Annotated in this window: 25 protein-coding genes; 8 read left to right on the top strand and 17 right to left on the bottom strand. The window is 69.9% G+C overall.

What is annotated here, in order from left to right; all coding sequences use genetic code 11:
* Positions 1-3: 3 nt before the first annotated feature.
* Together rpsI and rplM are read right to left on the bottom strand one after the other, a co-directional pair.
* Complete coding sequence (gene rpsI / locus ACYU7L_RS20235; protein ID WP_460800366.1) at positions 4-510, bottom strand: 30S ribosomal protein S9; 507 nt, start codon at positions 508-510, stop codon at positions 4-6.
* A 39-nt stretch (positions 511-549) separates the two neighbouring features.
* Complete coding sequence (gene rplM / locus ACYU7L_RS20230) at positions 550-993, bottom strand: 50S ribosomal protein L13 (protein ID WP_460800365.1); 444 nt, start codon at positions 991-993, stop codon at positions 550-552.
* Positions 994-1,233: 240 nt separating this feature from the next.
* Here rplM and ACYU7L_RS20225 point away from each other — a divergent pair, with 240 nt between their 5' ends.
* The gene (locus ACYU7L_RS20225) at positions 1,234-2,526 is read left to right on the top strand and encodes a citrate synthase (RefSeq protein WP_460800364.1); all 1,293 of its coding nucleotides are present in this window, start codon (positions 1,234-1,236) and stop codon (positions 2,524-2,526) included.
* Positions 2,527-2,628: 102 nt separating this feature from the next.
* Here the strand turns inward: ACYU7L_RS20225 and ppdK are convergent, their stop codons facing one another.
* The 3 genes from ppdK to ACYU7L_RS20210 form a co-directional block, all read right to left on the bottom strand.
* Positions 2,629-5,319, bottom strand: coding sequence for a pyruvate, phosphate dikinase (gene ppdK / locus ACYU7L_RS20220; RefSeq protein ID WP_460800363.1), 2,691 nt, complete (start codon positions 5,317-5,319; stop codon positions 2,629-2,631).
* Positions 5,320-5,412: 93 nt separating this feature from the next.
* Positions 5,413-7,014: a long-chain-fatty-acid--CoA ligase gene (locus tag ACYU7L_RS20215; protein ID WP_460800362.1), complete on the bottom strand. Its 1,602-nt coding sequence runs from the start codon at positions 7,012-7,014 to the stop codon at positions 5,413-5,415.
* Between the two features lie 95 nt (positions 7,015-7,109).
* Positions 7,110-8,852, bottom strand: a complete 1,743-nt coding sequence (locus ACYU7L_RS20210; RefSeq protein ID WP_460800361.1) for an ABC-F family ATP-binding cassette domain-containing protein — start codon at positions 8,850-8,852, stop codon at positions 7,110-7,112.
* A gap of 62 nt (positions 8,853-8,914) precedes the next feature.
* Here ACYU7L_RS20210 and ACYU7L_RS20205 point away from each other — a divergent pair, with 62 nt between their 5' ends.
* Complete coding sequence (locus ACYU7L_RS20205; protein WP_460800360.1) at positions 8,915-9,874, top strand: phosphatase PAP2 family protein; 960 nt, start codon at positions 8,915-8,917, stop codon at positions 9,872-9,874.
* On the opposite strand, the gene ACYU7L_RS20200 is transcribed toward ACYU7L_RS20205, so the two are convergent.
* The 3 genes from ACYU7L_RS20200 to ACYU7L_RS20190 form a co-directional block, all read right to left on the bottom strand.
* On the bottom strand, positions 9,787-10,599 hold the full coding sequence (locus ACYU7L_RS20200) for a GTP pyrophosphokinase (protein WP_460801728.1): 813 nt from the start codon (positions 10,597-10,599) through the stop codon (positions 9,787-9,789). The two genes, ACYU7L_RS20205 and ACYU7L_RS20200, sit on opposite strands and share 88 nt — an antisense overlap.
* Positions 10,600-10,747: 148 nt before the next feature.
* Positions 10,748-11,779, bottom strand: a complete 1,032-nt coding sequence (gene mgrA / locus ACYU7L_RS20195) for an L-glyceraldehyde 3-phosphate reductase (protein ID WP_460800359.1) — start codon at positions 11,777-11,779, stop codon at positions 10,748-10,750.
* Between the two features lie 37 nt (positions 11,780-11,816).
* Complete coding sequence (locus tag ACYU7L_RS20190) at positions 11,817-13,220, bottom strand: FAD-dependent oxidoreductase (RefSeq protein ID WP_460800358.1); 1,404 nt, start codon at positions 13,218-13,220, stop codon at positions 11,817-11,819.
* Positions 13,221-13,350: 130 nt separating this feature from the next.
* Here ACYU7L_RS20190 and sqr point away from each other — a divergent pair, with 130 nt between their 5' ends.
* The 3 genes from sqr to ACYU7L_RS20175 are packed head-to-tail and all read left to right on the top strand — an operon-like array spanning position 13,351 to position 15,485.
* Positions 13,351-14,604 carry a type III sulfide quinone reductase, selenoprotein subtype gene (sqr, locus tag ACYU7L_RS20185; protein ID WP_460800357.1) on the top strand — a complete coding sequence of 418 codons (1,254 nt, stop codon included), beginning with the start codon at positions 13,351-13,353 and terminating at the stop codon, positions 14,602-14,604.
* 5 nt (positions 14,605-14,609) lie between these two features.
* On the top strand, positions 14,610-14,924 hold the full coding sequence (locus tag ACYU7L_RS20180) for a TusE/DsrC/DsvC family sulfur relay protein (protein WP_460800356.1): 315 nt from the start codon (positions 14,610-14,612) through the stop codon (positions 14,922-14,924).
* 39 nt (positions 14,925-14,963) lie between these two features.
* Complete coding sequence (locus ACYU7L_RS20175) at positions 14,964-15,485, top strand: DsrE/DsrF/DrsH-like family protein (protein ID WP_460800355.1); 522 nt, start codon at positions 14,964-14,966, stop codon at positions 15,483-15,485.
* On the opposite strand, the gene ACYU7L_RS20170 is transcribed toward ACYU7L_RS20175, so the two are convergent.
* Together ACYU7L_RS20170 and truA are read right to left on the bottom strand one after the other, a co-directional pair.
* Complete coding sequence (locus ACYU7L_RS20170) at positions 15,482-16,051, bottom strand: class I SAM-dependent methyltransferase (RefSeq protein ID WP_460801726.1); 570 nt, start codon at positions 16,049-16,051, stop codon at positions 15,482-15,484. The genes ACYU7L_RS20175 and ACYU7L_RS20170 overlap by 4 nt on opposite strands.
* A 58-nt stretch (positions 16,052-16,109) precedes the next feature.
* Positions 16,110-16,940 (bottom strand): tRNA pseudouridine(38-40) synthase TruA, encoded by an 831-nt coding sequence (gene truA, locus ACYU7L_RS20165; protein WP_460801723.1) that lies wholly within the window; start codon positions 16,938-16,940, stop codon positions 16,110-16,112.
* A 111-nt stretch (positions 16,941-17,051) separates the two neighbouring features.
* Between truA and ACYU7L_RS20160 the strand changes: the two genes are divergently transcribed.
* The 3 genes from ACYU7L_RS20160 (at position 17,052) to ACYU7L_RS20150 (ending at position 21,401) form a co-directional block, all read left to right on the top strand.
* Positions 17,052-17,411 (top strand): GntR family transcriptional regulator, encoded by a 360-nt coding sequence (locus ACYU7L_RS20160; RefSeq protein ID WP_460800354.1) that lies wholly within the window; start codon positions 17,052-17,054, stop codon positions 17,409-17,411.
* 97 nt (positions 17,412-17,508) lie between these two features.
* On the top strand, positions 17,509-18,276 hold the full coding sequence (locus tag ACYU7L_RS20155) for a DUF2786 domain-containing protein (RefSeq protein WP_460800353.1): 768 nt from the start codon (positions 17,509-17,511) through the stop codon (positions 18,274-18,276).
* 56 nt (positions 18,277-18,332) lie between these two features.
* The gene (locus tag ACYU7L_RS20150; RefSeq protein WP_460800352.1) at positions 18,333-21,401 is read left to right on the top strand and encodes an ATP-binding protein; all 3,069 of its coding nucleotides are present in this window, start codon (positions 18,333-18,335) and stop codon (positions 21,399-21,401) included.
* A gap of 120 nt (positions 21,402-21,521) precedes the next feature.
* On the opposite strand, the gene rplQ is transcribed toward ACYU7L_RS20150, so the two are convergent.
* The 7 genes from rplQ to infA form a co-directional block, all read right to left on the bottom strand.
* A complete protein-coding gene (gene rplQ, locus ACYU7L_RS20145) occupies positions 21,522-22,121 on the bottom strand; it encodes a 50S ribosomal protein L17 (protein WP_460800351.1) in 600 nt (199 codons plus the stop codon).
* Positions 22,122-22,223: 102 nt separating this feature from the next.
* Complete coding sequence (locus ACYU7L_RS20140) at positions 22,224-23,240, bottom strand: DNA-directed RNA polymerase subunit alpha (protein ID WP_460800350.1); 1,017 nt, start codon at positions 23,238-23,240, stop codon at positions 22,224-22,226.
* Between the two features lie 107 nt (positions 23,241-23,347).
* Complete coding sequence (gene rpsD, locus ACYU7L_RS20135) at positions 23,348-23,956, bottom strand: 30S ribosomal protein S4 (RefSeq protein ID WP_460800349.1); 609 nt, start codon at positions 23,954-23,956, stop codon at positions 23,348-23,350.
* A gap of 43 nt (positions 23,957-23,999) precedes the next feature.
* Positions 24,000-24,407: a 30S ribosomal protein S11 gene (gene rpsK, locus ACYU7L_RS20130; protein WP_460800348.1), complete on the bottom strand. Its 408-nt coding sequence runs from the start codon at positions 24,405-24,407 to the stop codon at positions 24,000-24,002.
* An 82-nt stretch (positions 24,408-24,489) separates the two neighbouring features.
* Complete coding sequence (gene rpsM / locus ACYU7L_RS20125) at positions 24,490-24,864, bottom strand: 30S ribosomal protein S13 (RefSeq protein ID WP_460800347.1); 375 nt, start codon at positions 24,862-24,864, stop codon at positions 24,490-24,492.
* A 211-nt stretch (positions 24,865-25,075) separates the two neighbouring features.
* Entirely contained in the window at positions 25,076-25,189 is a 114-nt protein-coding gene (gene rpmJ / locus ACYU7L_RS20120; protein ID WP_008361054.1) for a 50S ribosomal protein L36, read from the bottom strand.
* 29 nt (positions 25,190-25,218) lie between these two features.
* Positions 25,219-25,440, bottom strand: a complete 222-nt coding sequence (gene infA, locus ACYU7L_RS20115; protein ID WP_026145687.1) for a translation initiation factor IF-1 — start codon at positions 25,438-25,440, stop codon at positions 25,219-25,221.
* Between the last annotated feature and the right edge of the window lie 164 nt (positions 25,441-25,604).

Genomic DNA, 25,604 nt, shown 5'->3' with positions numbered 1-25,604 from the left:
CGGTCAGCGCTTGCTGAACTGCGGCGCCTTGCGCGCCTTCTTGAGACCAGCCTTCTTGCGCTCGATGACGCGGGCGTCACGCGTGAGCAGCCCGGCCTTCTTGAGCGAGGGGCGGTTGGTCTCGACGTCGATCGCGTTCAGGCAGCGGGCCACGCCGAGGCGCAGCGCGCCGGCCTGACCGGTGATGCCACCGCCGTGGATGCGGGCGATCACGTCGAAGCGGCCCTCGAGCTGCAGGTTCGCGAAGGGCTCGTTGACAACCTGCTGGTGCAGCTTGTTCGGGAAGTAGGAGTCGAGGGTGCGACCGTTGACCGTCCACTGACCCGTGCCGGGCACGATGCGAACTCGGGCCACGGCCTCCTTGCGGCGACCGGTGGCCGCGGCGGGGGCGATGGTCGCCGGGCGCGCGGGAGCGTCCGCGGACGGAGCGCTCTCCGAGCTGTAGGCGACGCCCTGCTCGTTCGCCTCGTAGGTCTCTTCGACCTCGGTGTTCTCGGTGGTCTCAGCCACGGTGTTCCTCACTCGATCCTTGCGTTCGGGACAAAACGATTACTGGGAGATCTGCGTGATCTCGAAGGGCTTGGCCTGCTGGGCCGCGTGCGGGTGCTCCGGGCCGGAGTAGACCTTGAGCTTCTTGAGCATCTGGCGGCCCAGGCGGTTCTTCGGGAGCATGCCCCACACGGCGTTCTCGAGCGCCTTGCGGGCGTCCTTCTCGAGCAGCTCGCCGATGGGCGTCGCCGAGAGGCCGCCCGGGTAGCCGGAGTGGCGGTAGGCCATCTTGGTGGTCTTCTTGTCGCCGGACAGGGCAACCTTCTCCGCGTTCACGATGATGACGAAGTCACCGGTGTCCACGTGCGGCGCGAACATCGGCTTGTGCTTGCCGCGCAGCAGGTTGGCGGTCTGGACAGCGAGGCGCCCCAGCACCACGTCGGTGGCGTCGATGACGTGCCACTCACGCTGGATGTCAGCGGGCTTCGGGCTGTACGTACGCACGGTGAAACCTTCTTCAGTCGGTCGTGATCGGGTCCGGGGGGAATCCCCCGGTCGGTCTACTCAGTCAGTCAGTCTGCTCTGCGGGCTGCGCCATCGCGGTCGTGACGACCCGGCGCAAGCCACGACCCACGAGAATACGCGGGCCGGTGAACAGAGGTCAAAACGGACCCAGAGTTGGGACACAGAACCGCGTCAGTCTAGGTTGGGTCCGACCAAAATTCACAGTACCGAGGAGCCGACGTGACCGACGAGTCGCTCACCGTGCGGGACAACCGCACCGGTCAGGAGTACGACGTCCCGATCGTCGACGGCACCATCAAGGCCGCCGACCTGGGCAAGATCAAGACGCAGGACGACACCCCGGGTCTGGCTGTCTACGACCCCGGCTTCGTCAACACGGCCTCGTGCCGCAGCGCCATCACCTACATCGATGGCGACAAGGGCATCCTGGAGTACCGCGGGTACCCCATCGAGCAGTTGGCTGAGAAGTCCAACTTCCTCGAGGTCGCCTACCTGCTCATCCACGGCGCACTCCCCTCCAAGGAGGAGTACGACACCTGGGTGCACGAGATCACCTACCACACGTTCGTGCACGAGAACGTGAAGAGCTTCATGCAGGGCTTCCGCTACGACGCGCACCCCATGGGCATGCTGATGGCCTCCGTGGGCGCGCTGTCGACGTTCTACCCGGACGCCCGCGACATCGGCAACCCCGAGAACCGGCACATGCAGATGGTCCGGATGATCGCCAAGATGCCGACGCTCGGCGCCTGGTCGTTCCGCCACGCGCAGGGCAAGCCCTACATCTACCCGGACAACGACCTCGGCTACACCGCCAACTTCTTGTCGATGCTCTTCAAGATGAGCGAGCAGAAGTTCGAGGCCGACCCGCGTCTGGTCAAGGCCCTCGACGTGCTGTTCATCCTGCACGCCGACCACGAGCAGAACTGCTCCACCAACGCCGTGCGCTCGGTCGGGTCCTCCCAGGTCGACCCCTACTCGGCCGTCTCCGCCGGCGTCGGGGCCCTCTTCGGCCCGCTGCACGGCGGCGCCAACGAGGCCGTCCTTCGGATGCTGCGCCGGATCGGCTCCAAGTCGAACATCCCCGCGTTCATCGAGGGTGTGAAGAACGGCAACGAGCGCCTGATGGGCTTCGGCCACCGGGTCTACAAGAGCCACGACCCGCGAGCCCGGATCATCAAGAAGGCCTGCGACGACGTCTTCGAGGTCACCGGGGTCAACCCGCTCCTCGAGATCGCCCAGGAGCTCGAGAAGATCGCGCTCGAGGACGAGTACTTCGTCAGCCGCAAGCTCTACCCCAACGTGGACTTCTACTCCGGCCTGATCTACGAGGCCTTCCAGTTCCCGCCCGAGATGTTCACCGTGCTCTTCGCCATCGGCCGCACGCCGGGCTGGCTCGCACAGTGGCTCGAGCTGGTCCAGGACAAGGAGCAGAAGATCGCTCGTCCCAAGCAGATCTACACCGGCGACCGCAAGCTCGACTACGTCGCCGCCTCGGAGCGCTGGGCCTAGATACTGCGCCTGCCGCTCCACGCGACACCTGCTGCAACGAACGGGCCCGGCCCAGGAGATCGCTCCTGGACCGGGCCCGTTGCGCGTCGTACGACGAGCCCCTCAGGCGGTGTCGTTCGCTCCACTCGCTGAGCGCCCCGCCTCGAGCAGGGCGACCGGGACGCGGTACGGCGAGCAGGAGACGTAGTCGAGGCCCACCGCGTCGAAGAAGTGGATCGAGTCCGGGTCACCCCCATGCTCGCCGCAGACCCCGAGGTGCAGGTCCGGCCGGGTCGCGCGCCCGCGCTCCACCGACATCTGCACCAGCTGTCCCACCCCGTCGATGTCCAGGCTCTCGAACGGCGACACCCCGAAGATGCCCTTCTCCAGGTAGGTCCCGAAGAACGACGCCTCGACGTCGTCGCGCGAGAAGCCCCACGTCATCTGGGTGAGGTCGTTGGTGCCGAAGGAGAAGAACTCGGCCGACTCCGCGATCTCGCCGGAGGCCACCGCGGCCCGCGGCAGCTCGATCATCGTGCCGACCTTGTAGTCCGGCGCGATCCCGGTCTCCGCGGTGATGTCCTCGGCGACCTTGACGATCTCGGCCTTGACCAGCTCCAGCTCCTGAGCCGTGGCCACCAGCGGGATCATGATCTCCGGCAGCGGGTGTCCCCCCGCCTTCTTGCGCAGCGCCGCGGCCTCGAGGATCGCCCGCGCCTGCATCGTGAACAGCCCGGGGATGACGATGCCCAGCCGGACACCGCGCAGGCCGAGCATCGGGTTCTGCTCGTGCAGGCGCCGCACGGCGTCGAGCAGCTTGTGGTGCTTGGTGTCCTGCTTGCCGTGGTCGTCCTCGATCGCGACCTGCACCGACAGGTCGGTCAGGTCGGGGAGGAACTCGTGCAGCGGCGGGTCGATGAGCCGCACGGTGACGGGCAGGCCGTCCATCGCCTCGAGGATGCCGACGAAGTCGTCGCGCTGCATCGGCAGCAGCGCGTTGAGCGCCTCGGCCTGCTCCGCCTCGTTCTCGGCGATGATGAGGTGCTCGACCAGCTCGCGCCGCTCCCCCAGGAACATGTGCTCGGTGCGGCACAGCCCGATCCCCTGAGCCCCGAAACGGCGTGCGCGTGCGGCGTCGTCGGGTGTGTCGGCGTTCGCACGCACCTGCAGGCGGCGCAGGCTGTCGGCCTGCTTCATGATCCGCATCACCGACCGGACGACGAGGTCGTCGTCGGCACTCGTGTCACCCTCGAAGTGGCGTACGACGAGTGAGTCGGCGACCGGCACGGATCCGGCGAAGACCTCGCCGGTCGAGCCGTCGATCGAGATCAGGTCGCCCTCGCGGATCACCACGCCGTCACGCCCGGTGAACTGGCGCTCCACCGTGTCGACGAGCAGCTCGTCGGCGCCGCACACGCAGGTGCGTCCCATCCCCCGGGCCACCACGGCGGCGTGCGACGTCTTGCCGCCCCGGCTGGTGAGGATGCCCTTGGCGGCGACCATGCCCCCGAGGTCGTCGGGGTTGGTCTCGCGGCGGACGAGGATCACGTCCTCGCCCCGCTCGGCCCACTTCGCGGCCGTGTGCGAGTTGAAGACCGCGCGTCCGACCGCAGCCCCGGGCGAGGCGTTCATGCCCTTGCCGATCAGCTGTCGCTCGGCGTCCGCGTCGAAGCGCGGGAACATCAGCTGGGCGAGCTGGGCGCCCGTGACCCGCTCGACGGCCTCGTCCATGGTGATCAGGCCGTCGTCGACGAAGTCGCAGGCGATCCGGAAGGCCGCCTCCGCGGTGCGCTTGCCGACCCGGGTCTGCAGCATCCAGAGCTTGCCGCGCTCGACGGTGAACTCGATGTCGCACAGGTCGCGGTAGTGCTCCTCGAGGCGACGCATGATGTCGAGCAGCTCGTCGTACGCGGGCTTGTTGATCGTCTCGAGGTCGCCCAGGGGGATCGTGTTGCGGATGCCGGCGACGACGTCCTCGCCCTGCGCGTTCTCCAGGTAGTCGCCGTAGACGCCCTGGGCGCCGGTGCCGGGGTCGCGGGTGAAGGCGACCCCGGTGCCGGAGTCGCTCCCGCCGTTGCCGAAGACCATCGTGCACACGTTGACCGCCGTGCCCAGGTCGTGCGGGATCCGCTCCTGGCGCCGATAGAGCGCGGCGCGCTCGGTGTTCCACGACTCGAAGACCGCCAGCACCGCCATGTCGAGCTGGGTGCGCGGGTCCTGGGGGAACTCGCGTCCGGCGTGCTCGAGGGTGAGCTGCTTGAAGGTCTCGACCAGGTCCCTAAGGTCGTCGGCGCTCAGGTCCAGGTCGTTGGTCGTGCCGCGCTCGGCCTTGAGCGCGTCGAGGGCGTCGTGGAAGACGGCCGCATCGATCCCCAGGACGGTGCTGCCGAACATCTGCAGCAGCCGGCGATAGGAGTCGAACGCGAAGCGCTCGTCGCCGCCCGCCATCGCCGCGAGACCCGCGACGGAGCGGTCGTTGAGACCGACGTTGAGGACGGTCTCCATCATCCCGGGCATCGAGAACTTCGCCCCGGAGCGCACGGAGACGAGGAGCGGGTCCTCCGGGTCTCCCAGTCGCTTCCCGCGCTCCTTCTCCAGCGCGGCGAGGTGCTCGCTCACCTCCTCGGCGAGGCCCTGCGGCTCATGCCCCTCCTTCAGGAAGGCTCGGCACGCATCGGTGCTGATGATGAATCCTGGTGGGACGGGCAGCCCCAGCTTGGTCATCTCGGCAAGGTTGGCGCCCTTGCCGCCGAGAAGATCCTTCTGATCCCGGCCGCCCTCCGCGAAGGCATACACATACTTGGACGTGGTCATGGCCTCATCATGGCCACACTTACTCGCCGGTACACAGGGTCTGTGGTCCCACGCCCCGGCGTGTCGCGGATCCGGGGCGAATGGGGCGCCGGCTCACACGATCGACCGGTCGCGACCCTCCCAGTACGGCGCGCGCAGGTCGCGCTTGAGGATCTTGCCGGTGGGGTTGCGCGGCAGCGCCTCGAGGATGTCCACGGACTTGGGGCACTTGTAGTGCGCGAGCCGCTCACGGCAGTAGGCGATCAGCTCCGCCCCGTCCGCGGAGGCGCCCGGCTTCAGCGCCACGACCGCCTTGACCGTCTCCCCCCACTTGTCGTCGGGCACGCCGATGATCGCCACCTCCATCACCGCCGGGTGCTCGGCCAGGACCCGCTCGATCTCGGGCGAGTAGATGTTCTCCCCGCCCGAGATGATCATGTCCTTGATCCGGTCCTGGACGTAGACGAAGCCGTCCGCGTCGATCTGGCCCATGTCCCCGGTGCGGAACCACCCGTCCTCGGTGATCACCTTGGCGGTCTCCTCGGGCTTGCCGAGGTAGCCCAACATCAGCTGCGGCGTGCGCAGCCAGATCTCGCCGTGCTCGCCCGCCGGCAGCTCCGCCAGGGTGGCCGGGTCGACGATCCGCACCTCGCACTCGGGCAGCGGCACGCCGGCCGAGACCAGCCGCTCGGGGTGCTCGGTGTCGCGGTGGGCGTCGGCCAGCAGGTGGGTGGCCACGCCCGCGACCTCGGTGAGGCCGTAGACCTGGATGAAGTCGGTCTCGGGCCAGGCCTCCATCGCCGCCCGCAGCAGCGGCAGCGGCATCGGTGCCGCGCCGTAGGTGTAGGTCTTCAACGCCCCGAACAGCTTCACGGCGTCTGGCCCGGACTGCAGCACCTGTGCGAGCACCGCCGGCACCAGGAAGGTGCGGTTGGCGCCGGCCAGGATCGCCCCCGCGAGCGAGGCACCGTCGGGGTCGCGGGTCATCACGCTGGGGATGCCGTCGTGGATCCCGAACAGCACGTAGGACGAGCCGCCGACGTGGAAGAGCGGCATGGCCACCATCGACTTGTCGCCGGGCTCGAAGTCCCACCCGTCGTGGGCGTGGATCGTGTGGGCGACCATGTTGGCGTGGGTGAGCATCACGCCCTTGGGCAGGCCGGTGGTGCCCGAGGAGTACATCACCAGGCAGACGTCGCCCGGCTCGGTCTCCGCGGGCCGCGCCATCGGCTCGGAGGCGGCCAGCCACGCCTCGTACTCATCCCCCTCGGCCCCGTCGACGGTGACCTCGATGATCTTCTCGACGGCGGGGAGCCGGTCGCGGATGGCCTCGATCGTGGGCATCAGCTCGGTCCCGACGATGAGCACCTTGGCGCCGGAGTCGTTGACCGCGTAGTCGACCTCCTCGCCGGCCAGGCGCCAGTTGACGATCGCGTTGGCCGCCCCCAGCGAGCCCCCGGCCATGCTGATCTCGACACAGGCCGGGTGGTTCTTGTCGAGGAACGCCACGACGTCCCCGCGTCGTACGCCCAGGGCGTGCAGACCGCCCGCCGCGCGCCGCACCCGCTCGTCCCACTGCGCCCAGGTCCAGGTGCGCTGGCCGTAGGTCATCGCCTCCGCATCCGGCGTGTGCTCGGCCCACCACGACAACCGGTCGTCGACGAAGGTCGGCGCCGGCGGCGCAGACGTGGCAGGGGCAGTGGTGCTCGCGGTCATCTAGGTTCCCTCCCAGGACGTGTCAGGCTCGTGCCGCGATTGTGACGTAGACCACCCCCGCAGGTCGACCCTCCCCGCTGGCCGAGCAGGTCGCGCTAGCGACCGACGTCGAGACCCCGCGCCCGCTCCACCCGCCCCTCGTCCCACACCGGCCCGTCCGACTCGTAGACCTCGCCGTCGGCGCCATAGACCAGGAACCGGTCGAACCCGCGCGCGAACCACCGGTCGTGCGTCACCGCGACCACGGTCCCGTCGAAGGCCTCCAGGGCCTCCTCCAGCGCCTCGGCCGACTGCACGTCGAGGTTGTCGGTGGGCTCGTCGAGCAGCAGCAGCGTCGCGCCGGACAGCTCGAGCAGCAGGATCTGGAAGCGGGCCTGCTGGCCACCCGACAGCGTCTCGAACCGCTGCTCGTCGGCGTGGGCGAGCTCGTAGCGGTCCAGCACCCGTGCCGCCTGCTCACGCCCCATCCCGCGCCGGTGCTCGTCACCGCGGTGCAGGATCTCGAGCAGCGTGCGCCCGACCAGCTCCGGGTGATCGTGGGTCTGCACGAACCACCCGGGCCGCACGCGGGCACCCAGGCGGGCCCGCCCGGTGTGCGGGACGGGCTCGGGCGGCACGTCGCCGACGGGGCGGTGCTCCACGTCGGGGTCGCTGCCCCCCGCGGCGAGCAGCCGCAGGAAGTGCGACTTACCCGAGCCGTTGGACCCTAGCACCGCGACCCGCTCGCCGTACCAGACCTCGAGGTCGAAGGGGCGCATCAGGCCGCTGAGCTCGAGCCGCTCGCAGACCACGGCCCGCTTGCCGGTGCGCCCGCCGCGCAGCCGCATCGTCACCTGCTGCTCACGCGGCTGCTCCATCGGCGGGCCGGCCTCCTCGAACTTGCGCAGCCGGGTCTGCGCGGCGCGGTACTGCGAGGCCAGCCCGTCGTTGAACTCCGACTTGACCCGATAGCGCAGCACCAGCGCCTTGAGCTTGGCGTGCTCCTCGTCCCAGCGACGGCGCAGCTCCTCGAAGCGCGCGAAGCGGTCCCGGCGCGCCTGGTGGTACGACGTGAAGCCGCCGACGTGGGTCCACACGGTGTTGCCGGCGGCCCCCAGCTCGACGGTCACGACGCGCGTGGCGGTGTTGTCGAGGAGCTCGCGGTCGTGGCTGATGAAGAGGATGGTCTTCGCCGACTCCCGGATCCGCTGCTCGAGCCAGATCTTCCCCGGGACATCCAGGTAGTTGTCGGGCTCGTCGAGCAGCAGCACCTCGTCCGGCCCGCGCAGGAGGTACTCGAGCACCAGCCGCTTCTGCTCGCCGCCCGACAGCGTCCGCAGCTCGCGATACTTCGCCCGGTCGTAGGGCACCCCCATCGCCGCCGTCGTGCAGACGTCCCACAGCACCTCGACGTCGTAGCCGCCCGCGTCGGCGAACTCCCCGAGCGCGGAGGCGTAGCGCATCTGGGTGGCCTCGTCGTCGGTGTCCATCAGGGCCAGCTCGAGACGGTCGACCTCGGCGGCGGCCGCGCGGACCCGCGCCGGCGACACCGAGAGCAGCAGGTGGGCCACGGTGGGCGCCTCGACCTCCACGCCCGGCCCGTCGCCGTCCCTGTCCTGGTCCACCACGCCGTGCCCGACGAACTGCCGCATCACGCCGAGTCCGCCGGAGCGGGTGACCGCGCCGGCGTGCGGGACCAGGTCGCCGGTGACGATGCGCAGCAGGGTGGTCTTCCCCGCTCCGTTGGCTCCGACGAGGGCCACCTTGGCCCCCTCGCCGACCCGGAACGAGACGTCGTCGAGCAGCACCCGCCCGTCCGGCAGCTCGTAGCGCACCCCGGCGACATCCACATGACCCACGAGGGAGCATTCTCCGTCATCGTGGCGGTGACCGATACCGAATAAGCCTAGACTCACCTGCGATGACGAGCGGCTACGACGAGATCTCCCAGACCGGCACCGATGAGGTGAGCACCACCGGGACGCCCCAGCAGACCAGGCCCTGGGCACGCGCCCTGGCGCTGACCGTCTATGCCGTGGCGCTTCTCCTGTGGAGCCGCGCGTTCGGCATCCCCAGCGACACCGTCCAGGTCTTCGGGTGGCTGTGGCTGGCCACGATCGCCTGGCAGATCGAGGCACCCGCACGCCAGCACCTCGGGTTCCTGCGCGACTGGTGGATCCCCCTGGTGGGCCTGGTCTTCTACTTCTACAGCCGCGGGCTGGCCGACGAGCTCGGCTTCGCCCCCCACATCCAGATGCCCATCGACGTCGACCTGTGGCTGGGGGCCGGGACGCTGCCCACCGAGCGCCTGCAGGACGTGCTCTGCGGCGACCCGTGCAGCGCCTCGAGCGATCCGCGCTGGTTCGACCTGCTGTTCACCAGCGTCTACACCTCCCACTTCGTGGTCGGTCTGACGCTCGCCGTGGTGCTGTGGCTGCGCAACCGGCGCGAGTGGATGATGTGGATGCGGCGCTACCTCGCCATCAACTTCGGGGCGCTGGTGATCTACATCCTCTACCCGATGGCGCCGCCCTGGATGGCTGCGCGCGACGGCTACATCAGCGGCGACCTCCCCCGCCTCACCGGCCGGGGCTGGTCCGACGTGGGCCTGGAGCGCTTCCACCTGGTGCTGCAGGGGGTCGGCAACCCCGTCGCGGCGATGCCCTCGCTGCACGCGGGGATCGCCTTCCTGATCGCGTTCTACGCCGTCCAGCGGCTGCGCTCACCGGCCCGCTGGCTGCTGCTCGGCTACCCGCTCGTGATGTCGCTGGCCCTGGTCTACTACGCCGAGCACTACGTGATCGACATCGTCGCCGGCGCGGCCCTCGCGCTCGTGACGCTGGCGGGCTGCAGCCGCTGGGAGTCCAGCAGAGACACCTGAGCCCGGTTGTCAGTGGTGTCGAGCTCGGGCGTGTCCGCGACGCCTAGTTCGTCCACGCCGCTGCGCGCGCGGATGTGGAGCTGCTCCATCCGGGCGTCCAGGTCGGCGGCGCTCTCGGCCGCCTCGAGCAGCTGCCGGGCCAGCTCGCCGGGGACCTCGGTGCGGTACTTGTAGTAGATCTTGTGCTCGAGGCTGGCCCAGAAGTCCATCGCGACGGTGCGGAACTGCACCTCGACCACGACCGGGACGACCCGGTCGGAGAGGTGCACCGGGACCTCGACGAGCACGTGCAGGCTGCGATAGCCGTTGGGCTTGGGCTCGATGATGTAGTCCTCGACCTGGACGATCCGCAGGTCCGACTGGCTGCCGAGCATGTCGAAGACCTGGTAGACGTCGGAGGTGAAGCTGCAGGTCACCCGGATGCCGGCGATGTCGGTGATCGCGGACCGGATCTCCTCGGGCGAGGGCGTGACGCCCCGGCGACGCATCTTGGCCAGCAGGCTCTGGGGTGACTTCAGTCGTGACTGGACGTGCTCGATCGGGTTGTAGTCGTGCAGGTGGGTGAACTCCTCCTGCAGGATCGAGATCTTGGTCGCGACCTCCTCCATGCCGAACTTGTACTCCATCATGAAGCGGGTGAACTCGCCGCGCAGCTCGAGCATCTCCTCGAGCTCGAAGTCGGTAGCCGACACCAGGTCGGGCACTGATCCGTCGTTCTGCCTCATCGAGCTCACCCGTCCACCGTACGTACCGATCCTTCAGATTCGCTGAGGACCTCCTTTTCCGACACCGCTCGGGGCGGCCTCGGCCGGGGTCAGTACCCACCGCGGCGTCCCGCATGCGCCGGGAGCACCCATCTCTCAGTCCTGCCCCTCAGTCCTGGGTCGGCTTGGCCCAGAGATTGATGCCGGCCTCCACCGCGTCGGCCTCGATCGCCGCGAGCTCCTCGGCGGTGAGTGCCGGGCCGGCGAGCGCGTCGAGGTTGGTGTCGAGCTGTGCCACCGACGACGCGCCGATGACGGCGGAGGTGACCCGCGGGTCGCGCACCGCCCACTGCAGGGCCAGCTGCGCGAGCCTCTGCCCACGCCCGTGCGCGATCTCGTCCAGGCGCCGCACGTGCCGCAGGACCGTCTCGTCCAGGTGCTCCGGCGCGATCGACGAGCCGGCCCGCGCCGCCCGCGAGTCGGCCGGGACGCCGTGGAGATAGCGATCGGTCAGCAGCCCCTGGGCGAGCGGGCTGAAGACGATGCACCCCATCCCCTGCTCCTCCAGCTCGTCGAGGAGGTCCTCCTCGATCCAGCGGTTGAGCAGGGAGTACGACGGCTGGTGGATCAGCAGCGGCGTCCCCAGCTCTCGGGCGATGGAGGCGGCCTCGCGCGTGCGCACCGCGGAGTACGACGAGATGCCGGCGTAGAGCGCCTTGCCCTGGCGCACCGCCTGGTCGAGCGCCATCATCGTCTCCTCGACCGGGGTCTCGTGGTCGAAGCGATGGCTGTAGAAGATGTCGACGTAGTCGAGACCCAGCCGGCGCAGCGACTGGTCCAGCGAGGCGAGGACGTACTTGCGCGACCCGCCGCCCTGACCGTAGGGACCGGGCCACATGTCCCAGCCGGCCTTGGTCGAGATCACCAGCTCGTCGCGGTACGGCGCGAAGTCGTCGCGCAGGTAGCGGCCCAGGTTCTCCTCGGCCCGGCCGTAGGGCGGCCCGTAGTTGTTCGCCAGGTCGAAGTGCGTGACGCCCCGGTCGAAGGCACGACGCAGGATGGCCCGCTGGGTCTCCCCGGGGCGGTCGTCGCCGAAGTTCTGCCAGAGCCCGAGCGACAGCACGGGCAGCTGGAGCCCGCTGCGCCCGGTGAAGCGATACTCCATGGTGTCGTAGCGGTCGGCGGCAGCGTCGTACGTCATGGCTCCATAGTGCGCCTCACAGTCGCTCCGCCCTATCTCACAGTCGCTCCGCGAGCCGCCGGGCCGCCACCTGCACGATCTCCCAGGCGGTCGCGAAGGGCGGGGCGTAGGAGAGGTCCATCCAGGCGAGGTCGTCGACGCTCATCGCGCCCCACAGCGCGGCGGCGACGGAGTCGATGCGCTTCCCGGCCCCGGGCCCGCCGACGATCTGTGCGCCGAGCAGCCGCCGGGTGCCGGGCTCGGCGAGCACCTTGACCGCGATCGAGGCCGCCTCCGGCATGTAGCCACTCGTGGTGCTGCCGTCGGTGACCAGGCTGCGCGCCTCGATCCCGGCGCTGCGGGCCTCGGTGCTGCTCAGGCCGGTGCGGGAGATCTCGACGTGCTCGTCGCCGTGCACGAAGCGGGTGATCGCGGTGCCGAGCACACCGCCGAACTCCGCGTGGGCGCCACCGATGTTGGCGCCCGCGACGCGCCCCTGCTTGTTGGCGTGGGTCCCCAGCGGCAGGTAGGTGCGCTCACCGGTGAGCCGGTGCACCTGCTCGCAGCAGTCGCCGGCCGACCAGACCCCGTCGGCGACGGCGCCGGTGGCATCGGGGAGCAGCCCGCCCGCCGCCCCCACGCTCAACCCGGCTGTCACCGCGAAGCCGGTGGCCGGGGCGACGCCGAACGCGATCACGAGCAGGTCGCACGGGAAGCACCGGCCGTCCACGGTCTCCGCCTCGCGGACCCAGCCGTCCTCCCCCACGTGCACGCCCTCGACCGCGTCGGACTCCACCACCTTCGCGCCCGCGGCGCGCAGTCGCTCGGCGATCCGCTCGCCCATGTCGGCGTCGAGGCTGCTCATCACCGTGGAGCGGGTGAGCACGGTGACGTCGAAGCCCCGGCGCAGCGCCGCCTCGGCCATCTCCACCCCGATGTAGCCGGCCCCGGCGACCACGACGGACCCACGCGAGCTCCCGGCCCCGGGGGCATGGTCGTGAGCCATCCGGTCGAGCCAGAGCTGGCCGTCGTCGAGGTCCTTGACCGGCCCCACCCCGCCGTACGGCGTGCCGCTGTCGTCGCTGGCCCACGCCGGCAGCACCGGCCGCGCGCCCGTCGCGATCATCAGCTCGTCGAAGCCCAGGATGGACTCGCCGTCCGCCCCGCGGCAGGCCACGGTGCGGGAGTCGAGGTCGAGGCCGTGCACACTCACCCCGGTCCGCAGGTCGATGCCGGCCTCGCGGTGCTGCTGCGGCGTGCGCGCCACCAGGTCGGCCCGGGCCGCGACGTCGCCCGCGACCCAGTAGGGGATCCCGCACGCCGAGTACGACGTGTCGTGGCCGCGCTCGAGGGCGACCACCTCGAGCTCCCTGCCCCGAGCGCGGGCGGTGCGCAGCGCCTGGTGAGCCGCGCTCATGCCGGCGGCGTCGGCCCCGATGACGACGAGTCTCGTGCGATCCATGGCCCCACCCTGCCCGACCACCTGAAGAAATACCCCCGCGGGTATAGGACCTTCGCCTCTGCCCGCCCGCCGCCGGCGCTCCTAGCGTCGTACCCATCAGCCGATGGAATCGACCGAGGAGGAGAGAGCGATGAGACGACTCGTGGTCCTGGGAGGTGGCACGGCCGGCACGATGATCGTCAACAAGCTGCGCCGCAAGCTCGGACGGGCCGACTGGCAGATCACGGTGGTGGACCGCGACGACGAGCACCACTACCAGCCCGGCTACCTCTTCGTCCCGTTCGGCACCTACACGCCCGAGCAGGTGGTGCGTCAGCGCCACGCCTTCATCCCCGACGGGGTCGAGATGGTGCTCGGCGAGATCGACCGGGTGGACGCGGACGAGCGGCTGGTGCGTCTCGAGGACGGCCGCACGCTGCCCTACGACTACCTCGTGATCGCCTCCGGGACGACGCCCCGGCCCGACCAGACCCCCGGCCTGGACGGCGAGCACTGGCGCCGGAGCATCTTCGACTTCTACACCTTCGAGGGCTCGAAGGCGCTGGCCGAGGCCCTCAAGGACTTCGACCACGGACGTCTGGTCATCCACATCACCGAGATGCCGATCAAGTGCCCGGTGGCGCCACTGGAGTTCGCCTTCCTGGCCGACGCCCACTTCCGCGCCCGGGGCATCCGCGACCAGGTGGAGCTGGTCTACGTCACGCCGCTCGACGGCGCCTTCACCAAGCCCGTGGCCGCGCAGCACCTCGGGTCGATGCTCGAGGACCGCAAGATCCTGCTCGAGCCCGACTTCATGGTCGAGCGCATCGACGAGGAGACCAAGTCGCTCGTCTCCTTCGACGAGCGCGAGATCCCCTTCGACCTGCTGGTCAGCGTGCCGCTCAACATGGGCGCCGACTTCGTGGCCCGCTCCGGGCTGGGCGACGAGCTCAACTACGTCCCCGTCGACAAGCACACGCTGCAGTCCCGAGCCTACCCCGAGATCTTCGCCGTCGGGGACGCCTCCGACATCCCCACCTCCAAGGCCGGCTCGGTCGCGCACTTCTCGGTCGAGATCTTCGTCGACAACTTCCTCGAGCTGATCGCCGGCAAGCCGATGACCGGCTCCTTCGACGGCCACGCCAACTGCTTCATCGAGTCCGGGGACGGCAAGGGCCTGCTGATCGACTTCAACTACGACACCGAGCCGCTGACGGGCACCTACCCCGTCCCCCGACTCGGCCCGATGCACCTGCTCGAGGAGACCCGGGCCAACCACCTCGGCAAGCTCGCGTTCCGCTGGGTCTACTGGAACGTACTGCTCCCGGGACGCCCCCTGCCGTTGCCGGCCCACATGTCGATGGCCGGCAAGACCCCCACCGCGACCACCGCAGAGAAGGAGTGAGCACGATGCCCGTCACGACCATCGCCGGCCGGGAGATCCAGGTCAACGAGGAGGGCTTCCTGACCGACCCCTCCGAGTGGGACGACACCCTCGCCGAGGCCCTGGCCACCCAGATCGGCGTCGACCTCACCGAGGCGCACTGGAAGGTCCTGCGCTTCCTGCGCGAGGACCACGCCGCCCAGGGCGAGACCCCGACCCTGCGCCGGGTGAGCGTCACCGGGGGCATCCCCACCAAGGAGCTCTTCGCGCTGTTCCCCAAGAAGCCCGCCCGCAAGATGGCCTACATCGCCGGCCTCCCGAAGCCGCACGGCTGCGTCTGAGCCCCGTCCCCACCACCGCTCCTCACGAAAGGAACCATCATGAGCACCACCGACGGGGGCGCCAGCGGCCCGATCGTCCCGAACTTCGACGACGCCTCCTCCGAGGGTCGCAAGCTCGCGATCATCTGCTCCAAGGGCAGCCTCGACATGGCCTATCCCGGGCTCATCCTCGGCAACGCGGCTCTCGGTGAGGGGGTCGAGGTCCACCTGTTCTTCACGTTCTGGGGCTTCGACATGATCAACAAGTCGACGATGGGCGACCTCAAGTTCACCCCGCTGGGCAACACCGCCACGCACATGCCGCAGGGCCTCGGCGGGATCCCCGGCGTGACGCACATGGCGACGTCGAAGCTGCGCAAGTCCCTCGCGGAGCTCGACATCCCCGAGGTCCCGGCGTTCCTCGAGCAGATCGTGGCCTCGGGCGGACACCTGTGGGCCTGCCGGCTCTCGGCCGACATGAACCACCTGACCGAGGAGGACCTCTACGACGAGGTCGAGGGCATCATCAGCGCCAGCGACTTCATCGAGATGACGGACGGGGCCCAGCTGCTCTTCATCTAGCCGGCGACGCCCGGGTCTCCCACGCGGCGGCTCTCCAGCACCCGGAACCCCTTGGCGCTGGCGAGCCGCTCCGTCGGGAAGCCCTGCTCGCCCAACCAGCGCTGCAGCGAGTCGGCCCCGAGGTTCTTGCCGACCACCATCACCGCGCGTCCGCCGGGGGCGAGCCGGGGCAGCCAGGTGAGCAGCAGCTCGTGCAGCGCCGCCTTCCCGATCCGGATCGGCGGATTCGACCAGATCTGGTCGTACGTCGCGTCCGGGGGCACCGCGTCGGGCGTCCTCGCGGCATAGCGGTCGGTGACTCCCAGCGCGGCCGCGTTCTCGTTCGCGAGAAGCACAGCGCGCTCGTTGACGTCGACGGCGGTCACGACGGCGTCGGGCACGCAGGCGGCGACGGCCAGACCGATCACGCCGTAACCGCAGCCCAGGTCGAGGATCCGGCCCGCCGCCGGCGGCTCGGTCTCACGGAAGAGGATCGCGGTGCCGATGTCGAGCCGGCCCTGGGCGAAGACGCCGGAGCCGCTGGTGAGCTCCAGGTCGGTGTCCCACACGTGGGCCCGCACCGGCATCCGCTTGAACGGCACCGACGGGTCGGCCGAGAAGTAGTGCTCCTCCTGCTCGCTGTGCTCACTCAAGAGTCCGGACCCTTCTCGCGTCGACGGCCCTTCGGGCCAGCTCGGAGTCGGCGGGATAGCCGACCTCCTCGAGGGTGAGCCCATGAGGACGGATCACCGTCACTCCCGGGTCGCGCACCGCTGCCCGTAGCACGTCGCGGGCCCAGCCCGGCCCCCGCCGGTGCTCCCCGACAGCCATCATCGCGCCGACCAGGGCGCGCACCATGTTGTGACAGAACGCGTCGGCCCGAACCGTCGCCACGGCCAGCCCGGACGGCTCCCGCTCCCAGTGCAGGTCGAGGAGCGTGCGGATCGTCGTAGCGCCGTCACGCTTCTTGCAGAACGCCGCGAAGTCGTGCTCGCCGAGCAGCAGGGCCGCCGCCTCGTTCATCGCGTCGACGTCGAGGGGGCGTGTCCAGCTCAGCACGTGGGCTCGCGCGAGCGGATCCACCAGCTCGGGGCGGTCGGCGATCCGGTAGGCGTAGCGACGCCAGATCGCGGAGAACCGCGCGTCGAAGCCCGCGGGGGCCTCGACCACCCGGTGCACCCGGATGTCGGTGGGCAGGATGCCGTTGAGGCGGCGCCGCAGCGCCTGCAGGGGCGGGTCGGTGGAGCGTCCGGCCGAGGACTCGAGCAGACCCGGGACGATGTCGAGGTGGACCACCTGACCTCGGGCGTGCACCCCGGTGTCGGTGCGACCGGCACAGGTGACCGAGGTGCCCTCCACGCGCAGCGACGTGTCCAGAGCCCCTTCGAGCAGCCCCTGCACCGTGCGCAGCCCCGGCTGGATGGCCCATCCCTTGAAGTCGCTGCCGTCGTAGGCGAGGTCGATCCGCAGTCGGATCCCTGCGCTCACGTGCTGTCTCCTGCTGTCGGTCGGTGGGCAGGCAAGTCTAGGGCCAGCGCCTTCGTCGGCGCCGGGCGGCCAAGGCTCGGGGGGACTAGGGTCACGAGCATGCAGATCGAGCCACCCGACCCGGCCTCGTCGACGCCCCCGTTCGAGCAGCTGCGCACGCAGATCGCGAGCCGAGTCGCCGGTGGCGAGCTCGCTCCGGGGTCGCGGCTGCCCACCGTCCGCGCACTCGCGGAGCAGGTGGGGCTCGCGGTCAACACCGTCGCCCGCGTCTATCGAGAGCTGGAGTCCGACGGCGTCATCGTCACCGAGGGACGACGCGGCACGTTCGTGCGCTCGAGCGCCGGATCCTCCTCGCGGCCGGTCCAGGACGCGTGCGCCGACTTCATCGGGGCAGCGCGAGCGGCCGGGCTCGGTGTCGCGGACGCCGTCCGGCTGGTCGAGGACGGCTGGCGCACCTGAGCCGGTGGGCCGCCGTCGCCTGTGGATGAGCCGCCCGGGATGTCCCCGGTGGCTGCCAGCCTGTGCCTCTCACCCGTTCCTCGCCCTCGGAGAGCCGATGACCCACCTGCCCCACCGTCCCCCGACCCACCAGGACCCGATGCTGGCCAAGGTCCGCAAGCTGCTGGCCAAGGCCGAGGACCCTGCTGCGACCGAGCACGAGTCCGAGGTCTACACCGCCAAGGCGGCCCAGCTGATCGCCGACTACGGCATCGACCGGGCCCTGCTCGCCCAGGGGGATCCGGCGTCGGACCCGGTCGGCGACAGCGTGGTGGTGGTGGACAACCCCTATGCGACCGACAAGGTCGACCTCGTCGCCGCGGTCGCTCAGCAGCTGCGCTGCTCGGCAGTCGCTCGCACCCGCTGGGCCGACGGGGGCAAGGAGCGCTCCGTGCACCTGTTCGGGCACGCCAGCGACCTGGCGCGCGTGGAGATGCTCTACACCAGCCTGCTGCTCCAGGCCACCACCCAGCTGCTGCGCACACCGGTGCCGCACGGGGAGCACAAGGCCGCCTTCCGTCGCTCCTGGCTCGCCGGCTTCCGGATGGCGGTCACCCGCCGGCTCGTCGAGGCCGAGCAGCGAGCCGAGCAGGACGCCGGCGCCCGCTTCGCCGCGGCTGGGACCTCGAGCGAGCTGGTGCTGGCCGACCGCTCCGCGCACGTCAGCGCGGCGGTCCAGGAGACCTACCCGCACCTGCGCACGGCACGACCCCGCTCCCTCTCCGGCTCAGGCGTGCCGCAGGGATGGGCCGCCGGGCAGCGGGCCGATCTCGGCGGCAGCCGGGTGGAGCCGGGTCGACGCAGGTCCCTTCGTCCGGGAGCCTGAAGGGCCCGAAGCAACGTAACGCCACCGGAAGCCGGCGAACCCGGCACCATAGGCTCATGGAGCGGGAGGGGGCCGACGTCCTCGGCGACGCCGGAATCGTGAGCGAGTGGGTGCTCGCCGCCTGCCCCGACGCGCTCTGGCTGGTCGACCTGGACAGCCGCACGCTCTACGCCAACGAGCAGATGGCCGAGCTGCTGGGCGCCGCACCCGCCGCGATGGCCGAGCTGCGCCTCGAGGACGTCCTCGATCGGTTGCCTCTTCCGCGACTGGCCCGGCGCCCGGTCCTCGACGACGAGGGCCGAACGCGTGCCTGGCTGCACCGGGTCGCCCTCCCAGCGACGAACCCCGTCCTGGATCCGGCACCGATCGACGGTGTCGGCGTCTTCGACTGGGACATCGCCTCGGACCGCCTGAGCTGGTCCGACGGGCTCCACCGCATCACTGGCGTCCGTGCCGACGGCTTCGTCGCCACCTCGGAGGGCTTCCTGGCGCGGCTGCCCCGTGAGGACCGCGCGCCGGCACGGGCCGCGCTCGAGTCTGTGCTCATCGGGACCGGGACCGTCTCCGTCGACGTCCGGATCCTCCCGGACGAGGGTGACCTGCGCTGGCTGCGGCTGATGCTGCAGGCCGAGCGCGACGCCCAGGGGGCACCCGTGCGGGTGCGGGGCATCGTCCAGGACGTCACCGAGAGCAAGGAGGCCGAGAACACCCTCACCTTCCTGAGCTGGATGGGCCGCGCGGCCAACGACGCCCGCACCCTGCAGGACGTGCTTGCGGTCGCCGAGCGCAAGCTGCGTCCCTACGCGAAGTGGTGGCCGGTGCTGATCTCCATCCCCGCCGGCCCCGACGACGACGAGCTGATCCACCTCGACCTCGACCTGACGCCCGTCAGCGATGCTGAGCGCGCGGCAGCCCGCCGGCTCGCCGAGCAGGTGGCCCGCGAGCGCCGCATCGGCACGGCCGTCGGGCCACAGGGCACCGTGCTCGCCGCAGGGGCTGTCACGGTGGGCGAGCGGCTGGCCTGTGTCCTGGTCGACGAGACCGGTGTCACCGGGGAGCCGCGACCGGTCGACCTCCTGGTCTTCGAGCAGGTCCTGGGCATGCTGGCACGGGTCGCTGAGCGGGAGTGGGCCGCTCTGGACCTGGCCCAGGCACGCGACGAGGCCTTGCGCGCCTCCCTGGCGAAGACCGAGTTCCTGGCCACGATGAGCCACGAGATCCGCACCCCCCTCAACGGGGTCATCGGCCTCACCGAGCTGCTGGCCAACAGCCCGCTCACCGAGCACCAGCGTCGCCTGACCCGCGGGCTGGACCTCGCCGGCCGCGCGCTGCTGGGGCTCGTCGACGACGTCCTGGACCTGTCGAAGATCGAGGCCGGTCACCTCGAGCTCGAGCGCACCAGCCTCGATCCCCGGGGCACCGTCGAGGCCAGCGTCTCCCTCGTCGCGGAGCGAGCTCGGGCCAAGGGGCTCGAGATCGCGGTGATCACCGCACCCGACCTCCCCGCCCGGCTGCTCGGCGACCCGTTCCGCCTGGCCCAGGTCATCACCAATCTCACGACCAACGCGGTCAAGTTCACCGCCCAGGGCCAGATCGTGGTCCATGCCAGGGTTGATCCCACCCTGCCCGGGCCCGGCGTGCGGGTGGAGGTCCGCGACAGCGGCATCGGCATCTCCCGCGACAGCCAGGCCAAGCTCTTCCGCCCCTTCTCCCAGGCCGACACGTCCACGACACGCGAGTACGGCGGCACCGGGCTGGGCCTGGCGATCAGTCAGCGCATCGTGAGCGCCATGGGCGGGGAGATCGGCGTCTGGAGCGAGCCGGGCGCGGGCAGCACGTTCTGGTTCACTGCGGCCTTCGAGCCTCTGGATCCTGCCGTTCCCCCGCCGCCGCCCGAGGTGGAAGGTCAGCGGATCCTCGTCGTCCACCACAACCCCACGGCGCGCGCGATCCTCGTGGGTCAGCTCAACGACGCCCGAGCCCTGGCGACCGGAGTCGGGGCCAGCGCCGCCGAGATCAGCGCGGCACTGCGCCTCGATGCGCCGTACGACGTGGTGCTGCTCGATCACCGGCCCCCGGAGGTCGACGCGCTCGCCCTCGCGCGGCTCGTGCGCGACGCCGCAGGTCACGACGGCGCACGCCTGATCGCGATGTGCGCCACGCGCCCTGAGGATGCAGCTCTGCAGACGGCCCGGATCGAACGCGTCCTGAGCAAGCCGGTGCTTCCCTCGCTGCTGCTGGAGGCGGTCGCGGGCACAGGCGGCCCCCGGCCCTCCGAGGACCCGACACCGGCCGTCCCTCCGGCCGCCGCGACACCGGCGAAGCCGCGCGGGCGGATCCTGGTCGTCGAGGACAACCCCGTCAATCAGCTGGTGGCCGGGGGCCTGCTGGCCCAGCTCGGCTATGCCGTCGTGATGACCGACAACGGGGCGGAGGGACTGGCGGCGCTGACCCGTGAGCCGGACGGCTTCGACGCCGTGCTGATGGACTGCCAGATGCCCGTGCTCGACGGGTACGACGCGACGCGGGCGATCCGCGGGCTGCACGCCGGCCGGGACCGCATCCCGATCATCGCGATGACCGCGGGTGTCGTGGAGCGCGAGCGCGACCAGTGCCTGGCCGCCGGGATGGACGACTTCGTGCCCAAGCCCGTCATCCTCGAGACACTGGAGGCGACCCTGGCCCGGTGGGTCCCCGGCGGCGTCCCCCTCGACGCCACGGCCACGCGTGCGACCGCACCCCACGCCTTCGCCGGCGCTGCCGGGCCCCCTGAGTTCGACCGCTCGCGCCTCGACCTCCTGCTCGACGGCGGCGAGGAGGCCCAAGGGCTGGTGCTGCGCATCCTGGACCGGTTCAACGCCAGCGCCGCCGAGACGATGGAGGGCCTGCGCGAGGCCGCCGGTCGTGTGAATGCCGATGACGTGCGTCAGCTCTCCCATCGGCTGCGCGGGAGCGCCGCCAACATCGGACTGGTCCAGGTCGCGGCGCTGTGCGAGAGCGTCGAGTCCGAGGCCGCGCAGGGACGGCTGCCCTCCCCCGACGCACTGCTGGTCGTGGAGCTCGCGCTCGCCCGCGGCGTGCGCTCGCTCGCGAGCTACGCCAGCGAGCTGACCGGCTCGGGCTGAGTCCCGGGCTCGGGGCGAAGCCCGGAGCGAGGAGTCCCCGAGCAGCACGAAGGCCCGCCACTCCCGGAGGAGTGACGGGCCTGTCGCTGTGCGCTGAGGGTCTGGATCAGACCCCCTGGATCACGCCTTGTTCTCGTCCGCGGCGGGGTCCTCGGTGGGAGCCTCGTCGGCGGCCGCGACGTCGGCTGCCTCGGTGGTCTCGGCCTCGGCCGTCTCCACCTCGGTGCGCTCGGTCGAGAGGACCTCGGTGCGCTCGCCATCCTCGGTCGGGGCCTCGACCTCGGCCGGGACCGGCGCGGCGGTCTCGGTCGTCGTGGCGGTCTGGGCGGGCGCGGCCTTGACCGTCTGCGCCTTCGCCACGTAGGGCTCGGTCACGAGCTCGATCACGGCCATCGGCGCGTTGTCGCCCTTGCGGGGACCGATCTTGGTGATCCGGGTGTAGCCACCCGGACGCTCGGCGAAGCTCGGGCCGATCTCGGTGAAGAGGGTGTGCACGACCGACTTGTCGCGGATGGTCTTGAGGACCTCGCGGCGGTTGTGCAGGTCGCCCTTCTTCGCCTTGGTGATCAGCTTCTCCGCGTGCGGACGCAGCACGCGCGCCTTCGCCTCGGTGGTCGTGATCCGACCGTGCTCGAACAGCGCCGTGGCGAGGTTCGCGATGATCAGGCGCTGGTGGGCCGCGCTTCCGCCGAGGCGGTAGCCCTTCTTGGGGGTAGGCATTGCTTCTCTCGATTCTCCCGAGCCGTGTCAGGTACTCGGATAGACGGTGATGTCCAGATGGTCGGGCCCGACGCCGAGGCGCCGGGCCCGACCGGGGTCAGATCAGTACTGCTCGTCCTCGACGAACGCGTCGTCGTCGTCGTCGCCGTACGCCGCCAGGGCGGTCGCCGGGTCGAAGCCGGGCGCGCTGTCCTTGAGGGACAGACCCATCTCGACCAGCTTGGCCTTGACCTCGTCGATCGACTTCGCACCGAAGTTGCGGATGTCGAGCAGGTCCTGCTCCGAGCGCGAGATGAGCTCACCCACGGTGTGGATGCCCTCGCGCTTGAGGCAGTTGTAGGAGCGGACGGTCAGCTGCAGGTCCTCGACCGGGAGGGCGAGGTCGGCAGCCAGCTGCTCGTCGACGGGCGAGGGCCCGATGTCGATGCCCTCGGCCTCGACGTTGAGCTCGCGCGCCAGACCGAACAGCTCGACCAGGGTCTTGCCGGCCGAGGCGATCGCGTCGCGGGGACGGATCGACGGCTTGGTCTCGACGTCGATGACCAGCTTGTCGAAGTCCGTGCGCTGCTCGACACGGGTGGCCTCGACCTTGTAGGTCACCTTCAGCACGGGGCTGTAGATCGAGTCGACCGGGATCCGGCCGATCTCGTTGTCGGCGCCCTTGTTCTGGACGGCGCTGACGTAGCCACGGCCACGCTCGACGACGAGCTCCATCTCGAGCTTGCCCTTGTCGGACAGCGTCGCGAGCTTGAGGTCGGGGTTGTGCACCTCGACGCCGGCCGGCGGCGCGATGTCGGCGGCGGTGACGTCACCGGCGCCCGACTTGCGCAGGTACATCGTGACGGGCTCGTCGTGCTCCGAGGAGACGACGAGGTGCTTGAGGTTGAGGATGACCTCGGTGAGGTCCTCCTTGACACCCTCCACGGTGGAGAACTCGTGGAGGACGGAGTCGACCTTGATGCTCGTGACCGCAGCACCGGGGATCGACGACAGGAGCGTACGACGCAGGGAGTTGCCGAGCGTGTAGCCGAAACCGGGCTCGAGGGGCTCGATGACGAACCGCGAACGGAACTCGTCGACGACCTCTTCCGACAGAGTCGGGCGCTGAGCGATAAGCACTTATTTCTTCCTTTCCGGGCCCACCCACCATTTGACGGGCCCGAACTGTGCACAGAGCGGCTGGAAAGGGGGCACACGGGGGCCCGAGTGGGGCCCCCGTGTGTGGATCACTTCTTGGAGTAGAACTCCACGATCAGCTGCTCCTGGACCGGGAGGTCGATCTGGGCCCGGGTCGGGAGCTGGTGCACGAGGATGCGCATGCGGGTCGGGAGCGCCTCGAGCCACGCCGGGACGACGCGCTCGCCGTGGGTCTCGCGAGCCACGATGAAGGGCGTCATCTCGAGGCTCTTCTCCCGGACGTCGATGACGTCGTGGGCGGTCACCTGGAAGGAGGGGATGTTGACCTTCTTGCCGTTGACCTTGAAGTGCCCGTGGTTGACGAGCTGACGAGCGTGGCGACGCGTGCGGGCGAACCCGGCACGGTAGACCACGTTGTCGAGGCGGCACTCGAGCAGCTGCAGCATGTTGTCACCGGTCTTGCCGGTGCGCCGCGAAGCCTCGACGTAGTAGTTGTGGAACTGCTTCTCGAGAATGCCGTAGGTGATACGGGCCTTCTGCTTCTCGTGCAGCTGGGTGCGGTACTCGCTCTCCTTGACGCGCGCTCGGCCGTGCTGGCCGGGCGGGTAAGGACGACGCTCGAACGCCGCGTCTCCACCAACGAGGTCGACACCGAGACGGCGCGACTTCTTGGTCATGGGGCCGGTGTAACGGGCCATAACTCAATGACTCCTTAAGTCTGTCTGGTCGGGGTGTCGGGGCTCAGACGCGACGGCGCTTGGGCGGCCGGCATCCGTTGTGGGGCGTGGGCGTGACGTCCTGGATGGTCCCGACCTCGAGGCCGATGGCACCCAGCGAACGGATCGCCGTCTCGCGGCCCGAGCCCGGGCCCTTCACGAAGACGTCGATCTTCTTCATGCCGTGCTCCTGCGCCCGACGACCAGCAGCCTCGGCTGCCATCTGTGCGGCGAACGGGGTGGACTTGCGCGAGCCCTTGAAGCCGACGGTGCCGGCAGAGGCCCACGAGATCACCGCACCGGTGGGGTCGGTGATGGTGACGATGGTGTTGTTGAACGTGCTCTTGATGTGGGCTTCGCCCTGAGCGATGTTCTTCTTCTCCTTGCGACGCACCTTCTTGGCGCCAGCCGCGCTGCGGCTCTTGGGAGGCATTCAGTTTCTCCTGAGGTTGCTGGAAGCTGTGAGTTCGAGTGAAGTCGGCGTGGACGCCGTGTCCCTGATCAGGGACAACGCGTCACTTGGCCTTCTTCTTGCCGGCGACGGTGCGCTTCGGACCCTTGCGGGTGCGGGCGTTGGTCTTGGTGCGCTGACCACGCACGGGCAGACCCATGCGGTGGCGGCGACCCTGGTAGCTGCCGATCTCGATCTTGCGACGGATGTCGGCCTGGACCTCACGACGGAGGTCACCCTCGATCTTGAAGTTGCCTTCGATCTCGTCGCGGAGCTTGACCAGCTCCTCGTCGCCCAGCGCGTGGACCCGGGTGTTGGGGTCGACGCCGGTGGCCGCGAGGACCTGCTGAGAGCGGGTACGGCCAATGCCGTAGATGTAGGTGAGTGCGATCTCGATGCGCTTGTCGCGCGGGAGGTCAACACCAACGAGGCGTGCCATGTCTGGCGGTGTCCCTTCGATTGTTCACAGAGGTTTCTGGTCGTGTCGCGTCCCGAGCGGGGAGCCCGGGCTCCGGCCTCTGTTCCGGAGGTGGTTGCGCCCGACGCGACCGAGGTCGACGGGGGCTAGCGAGCACGTGGAGAAGTATTCAGTTGTGGCCGCTGCGCCGGATGACGCCGCTGCGCGGTGCTGAGCCGGCCGGGGCCGAAGCTCAGCCCTGACGCTGCTTGTGACGCGGGTTCTCGCAGATCACCATGACGCGGCCGTGGCGACGGATCACCTTGCACTTGTCACAGATCTTCTTGACGCTGGGATTGACCTTCACGAGGAGGTCCTTTCAATCGATCGGCTGTGTCACTTGTAGCGGTAGACGATCCGTCCCCGGGTGAGGTCGTACGGCGACAGCTCCACCACCACGCGGTCCTCAGGGAGGATCCGGATGTAGTGCTGACGCATCTTGCCGCTGATGTGGGCGAGGACCTTGTGTCCGTTGCTCAGCTCCACGCGGAACATCGCGTTCGGCAGAGCCTCGGTGATGGTGCCCTCGAGCTCGATCACGCCTTCTTTCTTTGGCATGTCCTCCGCAATCTCTCAGTGGGTTTCGGAAATGATGTCTACCGGTGCTGCACCGCTTGTGGCGTGCCACCGGCGGGTGGCCCGGGAACCTCCCGCACCGGAGTGCGGGTGGACCTCGTGAAGCCGCTGCGTGGACCTCTTCCCGGGCACGTCACAGATCCGCT

The organism is Nocardioides pacificus (assembly GCF_054775955.1).
Note: the sequence above shows the minus strand (reverse complement) of the source record. Positions and strands in the feature narration are given on the sequence as shown.